This window comes from Candidatus Jidaibacter acanthamoeba (assembly GCF_000815465.1).
Classification (GTDB): Bacteria; Pseudomonadota; Alphaproteobacteria; order Rickettsiales; family Midichloriaceae; genus Jidaibacter; species Jidaibacter acanthamoebae.
This window is the reverse complement of the sequence record NZ_JSWE01000011.1, coordinates 1-19,166: the sequence shown is the minus strand read 5'-3', so window position 1 is coordinate 19,166 and position 19,166 is coordinate 1. Positions and strand designations below refer to the sequence as shown.

The window sequence follows — 19,166 nt, the reverse complement described above, 5'->3', positions numbered from 1 at the left end:
CGAGTTATCCGAGAAATAGGTTGGTTGTTAGGAAATTATTTTAGGTTTGCTAAGATAGATTATAGAATCTAATAATTTTATATATTTAAAATATAGGTAAGAAAATGAGAAGCAGTTTGCATACTGGCAATATAGGATTAAGAAGAGTAGTAACTAACATAGATATTTCAGAGCAATTTATAAAAAGCCAAAGAGTTGATTCTTTGCTACAAAGCTTAACAGGAGAAGTTACAGTTGTACGACAACTTAGAAGAATAAGCTATAGTAATGATAATACTACGACATTATTTAGTTCCGGTTATGGGTTAAGTAAGGTTGGGAAGATAAGAAGTACTTTATATAATGCAAACAAAAAAGATTTGAAAAGAAACTATAGTACTGTGCCTGAACCGGTAAGGAAAGATAGATTTAAGGAATTGAGTGATAAACTAAAAGACTGGTCAGTAGATGGAGCAGCTACATTTTTAAGTACCTTAGTAGGATTTAGTGCGGCGACCTTAATTCCTCCTATTTATACTGAGAGGAAACAAAAGGAGGTTAGGAGAATAATAGGGGCTGAACGGATGGAACTCGAGCTTAGGAATATTGCCCCGCCAACACGTGAATATAAAGTTTTTGTTGAAAGGAAAGAAGCAATAAATAACTTAGAGAAAGAGTTTCTAGTATTAGAAAAGGAAAGTAGAATTCAAGAGATTATCATTACCGGAGTGCAAGGAAGCGGTAAATCGGAATTAGCTGAAGAATATGCCCAAAAGTATAGCGAGAGAATGCTCGCCATGCTTCCTGACAATATACTAACGGTTAAAATATTTAGAGTTGAAAATGAACTTGATTTTAAACGACAATATCGGGAGTTCGCTAGAGAGTTGGGCATTAGAACAGAGGATTATGATGATAAAAAGCTAATCTCTAAAGTACATGAAGAATTAAAGCATAGAGAGCATTGGTTGTTAGTATTTGATAACCTTGATAATGAAAAAGCATCGGAAAGTGCAGACTACAAATTTATTAGTAACTACATACCTGCAAGCGCTAGCCAAAAAGGAAGAGTATTAATCACATGTAGGGATCTCAAAGTAATACCTATAGATAGAAGATATAGCATTGGTGTTATTGATGTTACGAGTCCGGCATATAGGTTTAGTAAAGAAGAAACAAATGATCTGATTGACCGGATGTTAGGTAAGGATCATAGAGAGCATAACGCAGGAAGAGAATGGAAAGAAAGGCTAGGAGCCAGTTTAGGATATTTACCGCATGCAATTAAGAAAGCAGCATTATATATAGCTGCCCAGGGAGAAACGGAAGGAGGTGAAGAGAAAAAAATAAAAACATATACTGATGAAATAAGAAAAGAGCTTGGGTTAAAGGATGGAGAATACCCGAATGTGAAGATTAGATATGAAGAAATTAATAAGGTTATAAATAAAAAATCTATAGCTGCCATTGATAATAACCCCTTAGCAAAAAAAATACTAAGATTTATACAGTTTTTAAATCCTGATTTCATACAAATAGAGTTATTAAGGAAAAGATTTAGAGTCGGGGAGAAAAGAGAAGAAAGTGAATTCATAGAAGCAATAGAGTTGTTAAAAAGGTATGCATTACTGGAAGAGAGATCTGACAATCAATGGAAACTGCATAGATCAGTGGTTAAATACTTCCAAGAAGCAGAGATAGACGACAGGTCGTCAAGATTAAATAAAATAATAGAGTTTTTTAGAAAAAACTTTAAACGGGATAATACCAGCCAGAATGTTATAAATAATAATGCATTATTTATCCCACATATTGAGAATGTTATTACCCAAAGGGAAGATATTGAGAGAAGCATTGAGAGTAAGTATTTTAGAATAGCACAAGCTTCACATTATATGATGACGGGAAGATCAAGAAAAGCAAGGGAAGTATTAAAAAAGAATATTGAATCTATAGCAAAAGAGAATCTAGGTACTGATGATTTACAGAGGTTTGAAGATCTAAATGCAGAAGCAAAAAAGAATAAAGGTAATATATTTTATACTCAAAGAATGATGAGAGAAAATGAAAACGAATGTTTCAACTTAATATGTAAAGGGTTAAAGGAAGGGAATAAAGGATTACTTACCATCTATGCGCAAACATTATATCACTTAGGGAGAACATACTTTGATATTGGAGGAAGTGTAAGCAAATATGATCAGTATTTAAAGCAAGCAGTACAGGTAAGGGAAATTATTGATAAAGAACTGCAGCAGGATAGTTCAAATGCATTAAAAGCAGCTGAGGAAAAGTATAACGATTACTATATGGATAGTATCTTGGTAGAGAGGAATGGAGTATTAGAGTTCGAACGGAAGACAAAGGCTAGCGTTAATGAGATGGAGAAAATCATAAGTAAGTATGATGATCTTATTAAGCGCAAGATAGAAGATAAAAATAAGTGGAGTTGTAGGAGTGAGCAATTCAGAACCAGACAGAAAATAGCTGTAGGCAAGATATTATATCAAGAGAAGAAAAAGGAGTGTGATAAAGCAGTACAAGAAATGTATAAAGATTACATAGACAAAAGTGAGGGGAGTTCCATAACTTCTGAAGATGTTTTTAATTATCTTACAGAAGGGAATAGGAAGAGTGATACAAGACAAGCAAAGTACTTAAATGATATGGGTAGGTTGTTGTTGATTAAGGAAGAATATGATCAGGCCTTAAGATTTTATGTAACTGCAGTTGAGATAGAAACAGATAAGGGAAGTAGAAGCTTAGATCTAAGTGAGGCATATTTGAAGATAGCAAAGATCTATATAGCTAAAAATAACATGGATGGAGGAAGTGCAGTTCTAAAGAAATGCATAAGAATACAGGAAGAGATAGGGATAGGAAAGAATCATGAACAGTACAGAGAAGCAATTGGAGTAGAGAGTGGAATAGTAGGGAGTAGATCATATGCTTATAGGATGGAACAAGAATTGAAGAGCAGGGATATTTATATAATTTAAATATATGCATTAAATTATCTTAGCTAAGAAAGCTATATACCATGAATTATGATAGGAAAAAATGCAAGGTAGAAATGAGGAAATTAAGAGATTATATAATGAAGATAAAACAAAAGAATGTTTGGAGAAGATAAAAGAAGGCTTAAAAGTATGCAATAACTCTTTAAATGCGGGTAAGTATTATGAGCAAGAATATGAGTTATTTTTATTACTCGGAGATATTTATTATAAAGGAGTAGATAGATCTGATTATCCTAAAACAGTAGGGATATATCAGTACATACTTAACATAATAGATAAGCTACCTGATAAAATAAACAAAGAAGGGCTAAAGAAGCTAGTTGAGAGTAAAATAGGGAAAGCAGAAGAGAAGTTTATAAAGCAATACAGTAATGGCAAGCACTTACCTAAAGGGTATAGCGGTAAAGAAAGTTTAGAGAAAATAAAGAAATATAAAGAGAATTTAATTACTTTTAGAGTCCTTATAAAAGATAAACTGGCACAAGTAGAAAGCTTGGAAATAAAGGAAAATGAAGAAGGGTTAGAAAGGAGAGCAGAAGAAGTAGAGAAGATTTATGGAGAGATAAGAGAATACTTTATAGGGGATAACGGGTTAATCAAACAACTATTAAACGACTGTATAAAAGAATTAGGAGGACTACCAAGAGTAAAAACTAAGAACCATAAGAAAATAAGAGAGGTAAAGTATGCAATATTTGGTCTAGGTTCAATGGCATTGGGTACAATGACACCATGGTCTGATATGGAATGGGGCATACTTATAGAAGAGGGTTTAAAACAAGCAGAAGAAGTTCAAGTAAAAGAATATTTCAGGAATCTAGCGACTTTAATGTACATTAAAGTATGTAATTTCGGTGAGAGTGTCTTGCATTACATGGGGATAAAGGAGTTAAATGATATAAGTTCATTACAAGCAGATAGAGATAATTGGTTTGTTGATAAATTATCACCTAAAGGGTTCTGTTTTGATGCTACTCTACCAGATGGTTGTAAAACACCTTTGGGAAGACAAGGTCATAAAAGAGTAGTGAAAGAAGATGGCAAGATAAAAGAAATAAAATACCCTGATTTTGAATTATTACATACTGTGGAAAATCTTTTAAATTTATTTCAAAAAGATGAAAAATGGAAAGAAAATGATATAACGTTAGTACAAGCATTATGGCATATAATACCCATAATTGATAATGATAATTTAATTGAAAAATATAAGAAAAACTTAAAGAGATATAATAATGTAATTAGAAGTACCTCATTTCAAATATTAAGAGAGGATATACAAAAGTATAATCCTAGGCAACAGTTCGGTGAAGACAAAGAAGGAAGTTTTTTAAATTCTAAGAAAGAAATATACAGGCCTTCAGATAGAAGCATAGTAGCATTAGCCGGTTGCTTTAATAATGAAATTAAAACTGTGTGGAAATTATTAGAAGACCTATTCATTAGGAAGAAGATAAGTAGAAAATTAGCTAAGAATTTAAAAATTGCATTGGGATTAGCAAATAGAGTGCGCTTAGAAACATATACACATTACAATAATCGTAATGAGCAGTTATGGGCTTTCCAACAATATGAGCTTAAAAGCGAGTTCGAGAACAATATTATATTAAATACTTATCATTTTAAGGATACTGGGCTGTTATATAAATTTTATAATATTATGATTGCATTTTATCAGCTTATTGAAAAAGGTATGGAGGGTAAAAAAATTCGACATGTATTGGCCAAAGCAGGTAAAATAAGAATAGATACATTTACAGAAGCTCTACTTTGCACGCGTTTCTTAGAATATGATAATGCAGAGAGACATTTCCAAAAATTAATTGGTGAAGAAAAAGAGCCGATTACAAAATTGTATTTTCAAAGAGAATTAATTAGAGTTTATATAATAAATCAAAAATTAGATGCAGCACTAATTTTATCTAAACAAGCTTATATAGATGCCGCGTGCCTACACAAAGCTTTCATGCAAATTGATTTTTTATGGCAAGAAAGTGAAGTATATAAGGAAAAAGGAGAATATGAAAATGCTAAAGATTGTCTTTCAAGAGGAGATGATATAATAAATAATGTTTATTTAAGGTTGGAACCTCTTTTAGGGCAGGAACTGCTAAATCAAGCTTTTTATGAATATCAAACTCAGAATACTTTTAATAAAGCTGTTATTCATAAAATATTAGGAGATTATCAGGAAGCACTTGATGCTTATAAGGAATTACATCAAAAGATTAAATGTACTCCTATAAACGTAGCAACGTTGTTACATAATATGGCTAGTTGTTTACATGATATGGGTAATAATCATGATGCGTTAGAAAAATGCAATGAGTCATTAAATATTCTTTTACCGCTCTATGGCGAATACTATCCAGATTATGGAAAGTTTTTAATCACCAAAGGTAATATTTTAAAAGCTCTTAAAGAAAATGATGGTGCTTTGAATGCTTATAATCATGCCGCTAAAATAAGTTGTAAAGTTTTCGGTAAGTATGATTATACTTTTATCATATCGCAAATAAGTATAGGTTCAATTTATATTGATACTGACTTCAAGAAATTTCAAGATGTAAAAATTTTGTATAAACATATTAACAAAATAGTAGATGCAGCTCCTCAACTAAAAAATGCTAAAAGTATATTATTTAATAATTTTGGAAATCTTAAATATAAACAAGGAAAATTCATTGAAGCATCGGAGTACTATAAAGAAAGCATTAAGATAAAGAGTGAAATATTTGGTGAACACCACCCTGAATATGCACTTACATTAAGCAATATTTGTACTACTTTTTGTGAATTAAATGAGCCTTATCTTGCCTTATTAAACTGTTTAAATGCTCTAAACGTATTCAAACAGAAATTAAATATCGATCATCATTATTTTAAAAGCACTTTAAATAACCTAGTTATAATATGTTTAAATAAAGGTGTATACGAGCCTCATGATTTTATCAATGACAGCCTAATTGAAAGAGTAGTTGAATTTCTACATTTAGGTTCACTGAAAACACCTATAGAATTTTTAAATAATAAAAATATACAATCTCAACAAACTCTTATAGAGGCTTTGCAGAATCTAGTAGAAAAAGAGATTACTAAAATTAATTATAATATTATTAAACAATTTATCCTAATTAAAATACATAAACTCAATAATAATATGGTTGAAGCTGAAGAAGCACTAGAGATATTGAAGGAAATGAGTTTATCTTTTGAAGTTAGTAGTCTTTCTGATCAACAACTTGAGGAACAAAAAATATGCTTATATCTTGTGGCTCATGGATGTAAGGAATTAGGGCAAATGCATCAAGAAAGAGAATTTTTTAGAAAAATAAAAAAGCTGAATCCACTTATAATAGAAGTTTAAAAAATTATAGTGAAAGGAAAATTAAAAAATCTATATTCTATATAAAGATAAATTTTAAGGCTTTCCTTTAATATAAACTAACTACCTTAGCATTTGTGCTGGCGGCTTAACAAAACAATTATTGTAAATAATAATTTTATATTAAAATATTTAACAATTAGGTTAATTAGTTAAAAATTAATGTTTAACTCAACTAAGGAATGCTGAACTGAAATAACCTTATAATCTTATTAGTTGAATTAAAAAATTATAATATAAAGGTAAAATAATGAGAAGCGGTTTACATAATACTAATATAGCTTTTAGAAGAGTAGCCACTAATGTAGATGTACCAGAAAGGTTATTAGCACACCGGGATATAAGCTCGTTGCTGCGAAGTCTAGGAGGTTCAGTCGCACAACAAGTGAAAAGAATAAGCCTTATAGGTATTGATAATACTACTGTTTTGTTTAGTCGTGAGTTCTACTTAAATACTAGACTTGTAACAGGAAGAACCAATAGTTTTGTTTATAATAAAAGTGGTGGTATGGAAGAAGTGTTTCCAGGAAAAAGTAAGACAAAATTATATTATGAAAGTAAGAGAGATTTGAAAAGAAATTTTTGCACCAATACTGAACCAAAAAATAGAAGTGCATTGAAAGAGAAGCTGGTTGGAAATGTAAGAACTATTTTAAGTTCAGCGGTAGGTGGCGTAGTTGGTGGTTTAATAGGATATAATGCAGATACTTTATTACCCTCTAGCTTTATATTAAATAGACAAAAAAAACTCAGGCGATTACTTGGCACTGAAAGATTAGAATTAGAGGTAAAGAATATATTGCCGCCCATACGAGACTACACCGATTTTATTGAAAGAAAGCAGGCGATTACCAATCTTGAGAAGGGATTTCTTATATTAGAAAAGGATTATAAAATACAAGAAATATTAATTACTGGAGAACAAGGGAGTGGTAAGACGGAACTTGCTGAGGAGTATGCAAACAAATATGCAGAGAAAATAGGTGAAGCTCTTCCTGATAACACAAAAACAATTAAAATTTTCAAGGTTGAAAGCAAAGACGACTTCCAACGTGAATTTAGAGAGTTTGCAAGAGAATTAGGCGTACAAATTGAAGACAATAATGATGAGGATATAATCTCAGAAGTACATAAAAAGCTAATAGATAGACCCTATTGGTTGATAATATTTGACAACCTCGGTAATTCGATTGATAGCCAAGAACTCGATTATCAATTTATAGAAAAATATATACCTAAAGGAGAGTGGCATAAAGGAAGAGTAATAATTACTTCTAGAGATCATGAAATTATACCTGAGAATAAAAGATATATTATTAAAATTGTGGATACAACAAGCTCAGAATATAGATTCCTAAAAGAAGAAGTAATCCAACTTATTGATAAAGTTATTGGAGAGGGGCACAAAGATTATGGTAGCAGATATGGATGGAAGGAAAAGCTAGGAGCAAGCTTAGGCTATTTACCACATGCGATAAATAAAGCAGCAGCATATATTAGATACAAGGAAGGCGAGAACATCATCTCTTATATAGAAAATATTAGAAAGGAACTTGGTTTAAAAGAAGGTGAGTATCCTGATGTAAGAGATAACGATAAGAAAATAAAGTATTATGAGAAGATAAATAATGTAGTAAATAACTTGTCAAAAGCTGAGATAAGTAAAAATACAATAGCACTAGATATATTAAAATTTGTTGAACTATTAAATCCAGATTCAATACAGACAGAATTGTTAAAAATTAGATTTAAAGAGGTAAAAGAAGATAAATTTATAGAAGCATTAGAGTTACTTAAGGATTATAAGCTTCTAGAGGAGAAAGGGAATAATCAATGGAAGTTACATCGTTCTATGGTTCCTTCTATAGATGTAATTAAAACTGAAAAAAAAGAACAATTAAATAAGATAATTGAATTTTTTAAAAATAATTTTAAGCGCGATAATACCGGGCAACAAGCAAAAAATAAAAATGCATTATTTGTACCACATGTAGTAACTCTATTATTTTACCAGGATAAAGTGTTTGGTAAAAGCAAAAGTGCTGAATACGTATATTTCAAAGTAGCTTTAGCCTCACACTACATGATGACAGGAAGGTCAATTAAAGCAAGAGAGATTCTTGAAACTAGTAAGGAGTTTTTAGAAAAGCTAGCAGAAGAAGGGCTAAATGATTCAGATAAAGATAAGCTTAAAGAATTTAAAGAGCATCTTAGTAAACTGAAATGGTGTATATTGGATTTTATAAAAATTCAAGAAGAAAAAAGAATTTTAAATGAACAAATTAACATAATTTGTAATGGGTTGAAAAACGAAGATGAAAAGCTATTAACCATCTATTCCCAAACACTTTATCATCTGGGCAGAACTTATTTCGATATAGGAGGAGAAAGTGACATATACAGATATTATTTACAACAAGCAGTAGCTGTAAGAGAAGTAATTGATAGAAAAATAGGGGGAAACGGGAATATAGCCGAGAATCAATTTAATGAGAATGGAATGGATAGCATTCTTGTGCAGAGAAATGGTATATTGGAATTTAAACATAAAACTGAAAATAACAATAATTTAGAAGATATAATTACGGAATATAACAAGCTAGAAAAGAAGATAGTTGATGTGAAGAATAAATGGAGCTGTCGAAGTGAAAAATTCAGGATAAGGCAGAAAATAGCTGCAGGTAAGAAATCATATCAAGAGAAGAAAAGGGAATGTGATAGAGCAGTGCAAGAAATGTATAAAGATGAAGATTACATAGACAAAGGTGAGGGGGACTTCATAACTTCTGAAGATGTTTTTAGTTACCTTACTGAAGGGGATAGGAAGAGTGATACAAGACAAGCAAAGTACTTAAATGATATGGGTAAATTACTTTATATTACGGGGGAGTATAAAGAGGCATTAAAGTTTTATAATAAATCAATAGATATCGAGCAAGAAAAGAAAAGTATAAGTTTAGAGCTGGGTGAAGCTTACTTAGGTGTTGCTAAAGCGTATGTCGCTTATAAAGATAAAAAAGATATTACTCAAGAGCAGGAAATAATTATAAATTCAGACTTTGCTAAAGCAGATGCTTATAAGAAGGAAGAAATACTACTAGATATTGCTAATTCTGCAATAAAGAGGTGTTTTAGAATTCAGGATGAGATTGGTATAAGTAAGAATCATGAACAACGTAGAGAGGCAATTGAGTTAAGCAATATAATATTAGATAGTAATTATATTTCTAAAGTAGAGAGGCAAGCCCAGCGTAATGATATGTATATAATTTAAATGAGTAACCCTATATGCAGGAAAAAGGAGAGATTATAAGGGCTTTAGAAATAGCTTATAAGGAAGGAAATCAAGAAAAGCAAAGGAACTGTTTTTTATCTTTAGGAGATTTTTATTTAAATCAAGGGGATCATGCAAACGCAGCAGTATTATATAACTATGCTTTGGCTTTCGAAGAAAGTGAATTATTAAAAAAAATAGCGCATATAGAAGAAAGGTTTTCTGCTAACTTAAGTAAAAAAGAATGTTTCAAAAATGATAACCAAAACCATAAAATTTTTCTTCAAAAGCTAAGGGAAGACATAAGTAATAAGTTAAAATCACTTAAAGATATCCAAGGAATATACCAAGTTATAAATCAGCGCTTAATTAAATTTATTAAAGAAATTATAGGTGAAAGCTTATTTAATGGTTTAACAGATCAAGATTATGCATTTATAGTGCTTGGCTCATTAGCAAGAGGAGAAGCAACACCATATTCTGATTTTGAGTTTGCTATTATTACAAGAAATAAAGAACAACATAGTAATCTAGAAAATCTCTGTAAACTAATCCAGCTTAAAATTATTAGTTTAGGTGAAACTACTTTAAGAATGCAAAATATTCTAGATGTAAAAGAGTTAGGATTGCTTGAAAGATCTGCTACAGGGGTTATTAAAAAGGGTTTCTCATTTGATAGCCAAGCACCAGGGGCATGTAAAACACCATTAGGTAATACTCACTTAAAGGAGGAGAAGAAGAAATTTAAGTTACTAGGTACAGTAAATAATTTAATGGAATATCATGAGAAAAATGAATGGTTTGAATTTGATTCTCACTTACCATTTATATTAATGAATTTTAAATATATATATGGTAATAGAGCATTAGTTGATAAATATAGAATAAAAGTTAATTCCCAGGATAAAGAGACATTGAAGAACCGAATCATAAGCTGGTTACAGGAAGCTATTTATAGATTCGAACCTAACTTAGCGAGAAGGACTCATCTAGGACAAGTATATCCTATCAAATATGAGCTTTACCGTTTGCCAACCTTAATATTAGAATGTATTAGCTTATATTTTTTATCTTCAACAGAACTATCATCTAATCCTTCTAGTCAAGATAAAGGTAAGGAAAAAGATGATAAAGCTGGCAACGATATACTAAACACAGAGGAGGTTGAGACTTCCTGGAGGAGAATAAAAAAACTAGAATCAATGAAAATAATCTCCAACAAAGTAGCTAAAAAATTAGAAGAGGTTTTAAATACAATTACAACTCTTAGATTAAAAAGTGTAATGCATTACAAAGGAGAAAAGGATGTTGTTATAATCCCATGGCCAAATCAGACTATTGAGAAAATAAAGCATGAATTTTGCTTGGATAAAGAAAACGATCTATTTGATATATACCATACATTATTGCCATTACAGGAAAGTATAGAGGTTCTTTGTAATGATATTAGTACAAAGAAAGAAGATGAAAGTAAACATGATGATTTTAAAAAATATATAGAAAAAATATTAATACATGAAAAAAATTATATTGAAGGGAGAATTCATGAAAAACTATTTATGTACAGAAAGGCGATAGGATATTATGAAGATGCAATAAAAGAATATACTTCTAATGATGAGAATTTAAAGTCTAAACAGAAGATAAATTTAATTAAATGTAGTATTGCTTTATCAAGAGTGTATTACTGTATGGCTAACTATGAGGAAGCGAAAAAGAGCCTTATAGGAATATTAATAGAATACAACGTATTACAGAAAAATGGTGATTTGATAAGCATATCAGAAAATCAAGATATACCGGAAATCATTGTTGCGAGTGCATATGATATGCTTGGAATTATTATTGGTAAATATAGGCAAAATGAAGAAGATATAAATTTTGCTAAAACTTGTATTCAAAAAGCAATAAATATGAGCGAGCATAATCATTACAAAGCTATAGATTATAACTTTGATTTGGCTCTAATTTTACTTGAAAGTGGCGATTATATGGAGGCAGAGGAAAAATTCCTATCATTAATAACTGATATTAAGAATTATTATGGACAATATCATTATAAGACAGGTATGGCTTATAATAATTTATCTAAATTATACTTTAAGCAAAATAAATTTGATAAGGCTTTAACGGAAGCCCAGAAAGGGTTTAAGATAAACAAAGAAGTATGTGGAGCAAAAGGGGTTGAAACTTCATTGGCTTTATTAAACCTATGTAAATATTATATTTTTCAAAAGGAGTATAAAAAAGCCAGAGAAGAATTAAGTGATGCACTATGCATAGTTAGAGATATATTTAATATTTTGCATCCATTAACTATTAAAACTTTACGTTTATATTCAAAAATATTTGATGGATTAAAAGATAATACCCATTATAGAGAATGTAACTTAGCAATTAAATATATTAATAAAGAAATATACAGTGATGTGCCTCCAATAAACATATCTACGGAAAAACAAGATATGCTAGTTTCAGATGAAGGTATTTTAAATTTAATAAAAGAGAGCACTATTTCTGTTGATAAAGAAGAGCATTTTGATACTGAGAATGATGTAAAAATATTTGTAGATAAACTACTTATGGATAGGGAAGGAGTATATAAAAATGAGAGATAATTATGATCCTAATTTAGCTAAAAATTATAAAGATCTTGGAATATTTTATTTAAAAAGTAAAGACTTTATTAAAGCTAGAAGTTATTTTAATCAGTCACTTATACTTTATCTTAAAATCTTTTCTGGTAAAGGAAATGAAACCGCTAAAGTACTTTATAAATTAGGAAAGCTCAATCGACTTGAAGGGAACAAAAGTGATGCTGAGAAGTGCTATAGTAAAGCTTTGAAAATAAACAAAGAAACCTATGGAGAAAATAATTTATACATAGCAAATGCATATAGATATCAAGGTAAAAACTACTTACTAATTAATAACTTTATAGAAGCTGAGACTTCCTTAAAAAAAGCATTAGAAATATATAAAAAAATATTTAAGGTTAGGCCTCATTTAGATATAGCTAAAACCAATATATTTTTATGTAAAATATATGAAAATATTAAAAATTTAGAAGAATTAGAGAAATCTTATTGGAATGCTTACTTCATTTTTAAAAAAATTTTTAGTAATAAGCAACACCCAAAAATAATTGGTGCCCAAGAAATATGGAAGCAAATTTTCCTACATGAATTAATTAAAAGTTTATTTATAGGCAAATATGGCAAAGAGCTTAGGGAATACATAAAATCAATTGATATAAGTAAAGCATTAGATAATAAGTGGGATGGAATATTATTCAATAGTATTAAAAGAGTAGTTGAAAAGTACAATAAGAAGAGTGGAGAATTCTCAGTATATGAAGGAGAAGAATTAGTTGAAAAAGCATATAACTTTGTTACTCAAAGATTAAAGCAAGAAAGATTTGAAGTTACTGAGAGAACAAAAAAGCTATGTGAGGATATATTAGAATGGGAAGCGCAATTTAAAACAATGAAAGAGGGAGCTGTAGAAAGTTTAGGCTCAGATTCTAAGAAAGATGATGAGCATACAAAGCATGTGGAAAAGAAGCTAAGGGATTTAAGTGCAGCAGGGGATGATAGGAATCTGATTAGCAATGGAGAAGACAGGAAGTATTGGTACAGCGTTACTGACGGATTCAGGCTGCTGGTAGCAATAAGAAAAAGTATGTTACATCCTATTGATATAGAAGGTAAAGAAGAAGAAAGATATGCTACACACAGGGAGAACGAGGAAGGCATATTCATAGCTGATCCTTACCATTCAGATAATTTTAGAGAATATCTGAGAGATGATATAGCAAGAATAACAGGTAATCATGAAATAAAAGAGTACAACACCGATAGATGGCAATCTATGCCGAGAGTTATAGTGCTACCTATATTATATGGGCTGCATTGGAGAAGTGTAAGGATAGAAATAGATTATGAAAGTAGAGGAAGCAGCATATTATATGATGATCCATATGGAGTAAATCATTTCCCAAAGCAGGAAATGGAAAGACTATTGCAAGTAATAAAGGAGCAGATTGGGTTCTTAATAAGAACAGAGCTAAAGAATAAAGGAGTAGAGGTAGGAGCTGAAGAAATAGAGGTTAAGGAGTATGAGAAGAAGATAGATCAGCAAGGGAGTTATGAGAACAGCTATGATTGTGGTGTAATAATATTCAGTAATATAAGGGGTTACAGTAGGAGAGAGATAAGAAATGAAGTATATGCAGAAGCACCACTAGAAGAGGAAAATAAATATAGCCTAAGTTCAATTACTGCAAATAAGCATGAAGAGGAGATAGTAGGGATAAGAGCTAGGCATATAAGAGAGTGTGTAGAGATAGCCGGCATAGAAATAAATACTGATAGGTTAGAAGAGATAGAAGAAAGGATAAGACAAAGCAGCAGGAACAGAGTAGAGCTCTTGGGAAGAAATGAGTCAAAAATAGGAAAGAAAATAGGTGAGTTATCCGCAGAATATATAGAGATGCTATTTAGTATACTAGAGCAGAAGAAGGCATTAGTGAAAGGAGAAAGAGGAGAGTATACAGAGGAAGAGCTAGAAGAATATTACGGATTACTTTTTAAGAAGGTAGAAGAGGAAATAAATTTAGATTTTATAGAAAAGTATATAGGGCAAGGGGGAGGCAAAGAAGATGAAGAAGAATTGGGTGATATAATTTTCCTAAATGTAAAAGAAACTTTGAAAAAAATAGAAGAGATAAAAGAAGAAGTAAATAAGCTATACGAAGTAGGAGATATAGAGGTTTGCTTAAAAAAGATAAAAGAAGGGCTAAAGCTATGTAACAATGAAATAAATATAGGTAAGTATTATGAGCAAGAATACAAATTATTTTTAAAGTTAGGAGATATATATAGCGAAGGAAAAGATAGGCTAGATAATCCTAAGGCAGTAGGGATATATCAGTACATGCTTAACATAATAGATAAGCTACCTGATGGAATTGATAAAGAAGGCCGGAGGAGGGAAGTAGAGAATAAAATAGGATTAGTAGAAGAAAACTTTATAAAGCAATACAGTAATGACAAACCATTACCCGAAGGATATAGCGGCAAAGCAAGTTTGGAGAGAATTAGAGAATATAAAGCTAAATTAGAAGAGCACAGAGCATGGGTAAAAGGAGAACTAAAAAGAATAGAAGATTTAGGGATAAAGGAAGGGGAAGAGGAGCTGGATGAAGAAGGGCTAGAAAAGAGGGCAGAAGAAGTAGAGAGAATATACGGAGAGATAAGAGAATATTTTATAGGGGATAAAGGGCTAATCAAACAGCTATTAAATGATTGTATAAAAGAATTAGGTGGTTTACCTAAGGTAATAGATAAGAAAACAGGGGAAGAAAGAGAAGTAGAGTATACAATATATGGTATGGGGTCGATGGCATTAGGTACCATGACACCATGGTCAGATATGGAATGGGGAATATTAATAGAAGAAGAATTAGAGAGAGAAGAAGAAAGGATAAAAGAGTATTTTAGGAATTTGACAATATTAATGTATATTAAGGTAACGAACTTTGGAGAATCTTTACTTACAGTATTTGGAATAAAGGAACTAAACAACTTTAAGCGAAGTGATGGTACTGATAAAGAGCATAATTGGTTTTATGATAATATAAGCAGGAGGGGGTTTAGTTGTGACGGATCACAATGGCATGCTTGTAAATCACCATTGGGGAGAGAGGAAAGGTATAATAAAATTGAGCTTAATGAAGAAGGTACAAGTAAGGTAGTTAAATGTAAGCCATTTGAGTTAATTAGCACTATAAGTGAGTTACTAAGATTTCAAGAAGAAGTGTGGTGGAAGGAGGACCCACATCTAGTTCAGGCTTTATGGCGTATAGTACCGATATTGGGCAGCAAAGAATTAATAAGAAAATATCAAGGAAAATTAGAAGGATATAGAGAAAATATTCAACAGCAATCATTTGAGATCTTAAAAAAAGATAACTTAAACTTTGATCCCTATAGTTTTATATCAGATGAAGATAAAATAGGACAAATATTAAATGTAAAGAAGGAGATATACAGATTTCCGGATAGAATAGCAGTTGCATTAACAGAGTGCTTAGGTGGTCGGAGAGAAGATATTTGGGTGTCAGTATATTCACTATCTGAGTTAGAATCTTCGTGGAAACATTTAGAGAACATAAAAGGGTTGCAAATTGCATTAAGCATAGCTACTGAGTTAAGGTTAAATACATATGCCCATAATAATGGCCAAAAAGAAGATTTATCAACTCTACAGAAGTATAGTACTAAAATTAAGGAACTACAGGAAGAAATAATTGAAGAAGTGTTTTATATTAAGGAACCAGCATTATTATATAGGTACTTTTATACAACGGTAATATTAAGTACAATTATTAATGATAGTAGAGATAATACAGGATTAAAACATAAATATATTGAAGAAAGAGCTATACCAGATGAGCATATGATCAAAGGACATATATATGTAAGATTTATGAAGTATGATAAGGCAATAAAGGAATTTAAAGAAACAAGTTATCAGAAAAATAACTATTTAAAACAACTTCTAGTAAGTTTATATCACCGGGTGGGCAAAAATCAGCCAGCATTAAAATTATTGGATGAGATGTTATGTAGCCAAGACCAGCTTAGTATTGCCGCAATATATAACCAGATAGGTAATATATTGTATAGTGAAGATAAGTATATGGAAGCATTACAGTGGCAAGAAAAGAGCTTGAAGATTTACCAGGGAATCAGGGACAGGGATATTTCATTAGCCTCATTATTAAATAATATGGGAATTACATATTCAGCACTAGGGGAATATGAAAAAGCATTAAAATATTATTATAGAAGTTTGAAAATATATAATGGTATATACAAAAGGGATCATACTGCTATTGCAAATGTATTAATTAATATAGGGGGTACATTAACCAAACAAGGGAAATATAGTGAGGCATTATTATGCTTAAAGGTAAGTTTTAAAATATATAATAAAAGATATAGAGGATATTTTCCTGAAAATGCTACTTTATTAAATAATGTTGGAGCTATACTAAGTATACAAGGTGGATATAATAAGGTATTACTATTTAATGAAGAGAGTTTAACAATTAGACAACAGATATATAAAGATGGTCATCCTGATATTGCAGCTTCATTGTATAACATAGGAAATAATCTACTTGCTTTAAAGAAATACGAAGAGGCATTAAATAATTATCAACAAAGTTTAATCATATTAAAGAGAATAGGAAAAGAAGATCATATTATGTCAAAAGTTGAACATAATATAGGAATTATACTAGATATACAAGGAAAATATAGTGAGGCATTAAAAAGTTATAAAAGAAGTTTGGATATTCAACAAAAAATATACCCTAAGAACCATATTAGTATAGCAATTACATTATACAATATAGGAAGTATATATTTAACTCTAGATAATAATGAAAAAGCAGTACAAAATAGTATCCGGTGTATAAAAATATTAGATAAGTTAGAAGATATAGAAGCGAAAAAGTATAAAATATATGCACTACAAATTTTAGCTAATGCATACTATAATAAAGGGGAACTAACTCTAGCAATTAAATGGTATAACGAGTTAAGTAATATATCTCAATCAAGATATACAAGGAATAATTTAGCCTGCATGTATCATATTAAGGCAATTTGCTTTAAAGAAAGTAATAAGATAGAAGAGTATGAAGAGTACCTAGGAAAAGCAGGAAGAACATTTGAGTTAGCATTAAGCATGGAATCTGAAGAACCTATAAGCTCAGCTTTATATACGGAATATGCAATGTTCTTAGTTAAATACCATGATATTAATAATCAAGAAGAGTATACAAAGATACAAGAGTTGTTAAATAAAGCTATTGAGCTACAGAATGATGGTTCGAGCTTAGGGTATAACCAACTTGAAAAAATAACTACAGTAGATACACTTCGAGTGCTGCTTGATACTAGAGAAAGCATAACTGTAGCACCACATATATTAGCTTATTATCTATTAATTAATGTACATGTAATGCATGGAAAGAAGGAAGAAGCCGAAGAGAAGTTAGAAGAACTTGAGGGTATTATGTTATCGTTTAGAGGAGCTGGTGATCTATCACCAGAACAAGAAGAAGAGAAAGTGTTGGCATTATACTTAACTGCCTATGCATGTAAAGAAATGCGGCAACAACTACCATTGCAAAAAAATAGTAATAAAAAAGAGATTGACGAAAAGGAATATAAATATGCTCATAATTTCAAAGAAGCATTAAGCAATAAAGATTATAAGCTACAGATTGAAAGTTTAAAAGAATTAGGTGGTATATATAGAGAGAAAAGGGAATATACTAAAGCAACTGCACTCTATAATACTGCTCTTATAATAGTTAACGATAAGTTTGCGAATGATAAATGTTATAATTCACATCAAAATGAATTAATAGATTGTATTAAAAGAACAGAGAAATCCTTTCTAGAAGATGTGTTACAGAAGAAAATACCTGCTTCTTTAATATCCGCTAAAGAGTCTGATTTAATACATAAAAAATTTTTAGAAGATTTAAGAAAAGAAGTGCGAGATGCTCTTAATAGTATAGAGTCAGAATATAATGCTCCAAAGGAGCAAGATAAAAATGTTGAGCTTTTAAAAATAGACAAGGTAGAAAAAGTACAAAGCTTATATGGTATGATTACTAAAAGAATGAAAGGATTTATTAATGATTTAATTGATGAATGTCAAAAAGTTCTAGGTTCTCCAGAGGGAGGATGTAAGTATGCGATAATGGGATTAGGGTCAATAGCAAGAAAAGAGATTACACCTTATTCTGATTTCGAATTCGTCGTTTTAATAAATGAAGAAAATGAAAATTATAAGCAGTATTTTCGAAACCTTACTAAATTATTGCATATTAAAGTAATCAACTTAGGAGAAACAGTATTACCTACAATGGTAATAGATGCACTTAACCCTGCTTATAATAAAGATCCACTAAGCAGTTGGTTTTATGATAACATAACCCCTAATGGATTTAAATTTGATGGAATGATGCCAAGAGCATGTAAAACTCCTCTTGGTACAACAGCAGCCAGTGGGTTAAGAGAGGGCGAGTTAGACGAATATGGTGGAGAAGTGTTTGAATTAATACATACTCCTAAAGAAATGAGTAAATTCCAAGAAGGTAAATGGTATAAGCAAGACAATTTACTTCCAAATGAGCTAACTACCATTACATATATAAAAGGAGATAAAAATTTAATTACTGAATATAAGCAGGAAGTAAAAAATATTCTGGATACAATAAAGACTAAAGAGATAAATATACGCCAAGAGAGAGCCTTAAAATTATTAAAAGATGATATTAATAAATTTGGAATGAGAATAGGAAATGAAACAGAAGAAGGAAGGTTATTTCGACCAAAGTTTGACTTATATAGGTTACCAAATACTGTGTTTGAAAATCTGGCTTTATTTTATAATATTGAGAAAAATAGTACACTAGATAGAG

At 30.5% G+C, this 19,166-nt stretch carries 5 protein-coding genes; all 5 read left to right on the top strand.

All coding sequences use genetic code 11. The features are described 5' to 3' along the window. Positions 1–104: 104 nt before the first annotated feature. The gene (locus NF27_RS00130) at positions 105–2,978 is read left to right on the top strand and encodes an ATP-binding protein (protein ID WP_039454502.1); all 2,874 of its coding nucleotides are present in this window, start codon (positions 105–107) and stop codon (positions 2,976–2,978) included. A gap of 61 nt (positions 2,979–3,039) precedes the next feature. Next, a complete protein-coding gene (locus NF27_RS00125; RefSeq protein WP_039454500.1) occupies positions 3,040–6,366 on the top strand; it encodes a tetratricopeptide repeat protein in 3,327 nt (1,108 codons plus the stop codon). Positions 6,367–6,634: 268 nt separating this feature from the next. Further along, positions 6,635–9,658: a tetratricopeptide repeat protein gene (locus NF27_RS00120; protein WP_039454498.1), complete on the top strand. Its 3,024-nt coding sequence runs from the start codon at positions 6,635–6,637 to the stop codon at positions 9,656–9,658. A 14-nt stretch (positions 9,659–9,672) separates the two neighbouring features. Further along, on the top strand, positions 9,673–12,276 hold the full coding sequence (locus NF27_RS00115; RefSeq protein WP_039454496.1) for a tetratricopeptide repeat protein: 2,604 nt from the start codon (positions 9,673–9,675) through the stop codon (positions 12,274–12,276). Beyond that, positions 12,266–19,166: tetratricopeptide repeat protein (locus NF27_RS00110; protein ID WP_039454494.1), on the top strand; the 6,901-nt coding region annotated here is incomplete at its 3' end. The genes NF27_RS00115 and NF27_RS00110, both read left to right, overlap by 11 nt.

Bases quoted from the DNA above. Each gene is read 5' to 3' on its own strand.
- NF27_RS00130 (WP_039454502.1), top strand. From the start codon at position 105: ATGAGAAGCAGTTTGCATACTGGCAATATAGGATTAAGAAGAGTAGTA.
- NF27_RS00125 (WP_039454500.1), top strand. From the start codon at position 3,040: ATGCAAGGTAGAAATGAGGAAATTAAGAGATTATATAATGAAGATAAA.
- NF27_RS00120 (WP_039454498.1), top strand. From the start codon at position 6,635: ATGAGAAGCGGTTTACATAATACTAATATAGCTTTTAGAAGAGTAGCC.
- NF27_RS00115 (WP_039454496.1), top strand. From the start codon at position 9,673: ATGCAGGAAAAAGGAGAGATTATAAGGGCTTTAGAAATAGCTTATAAG.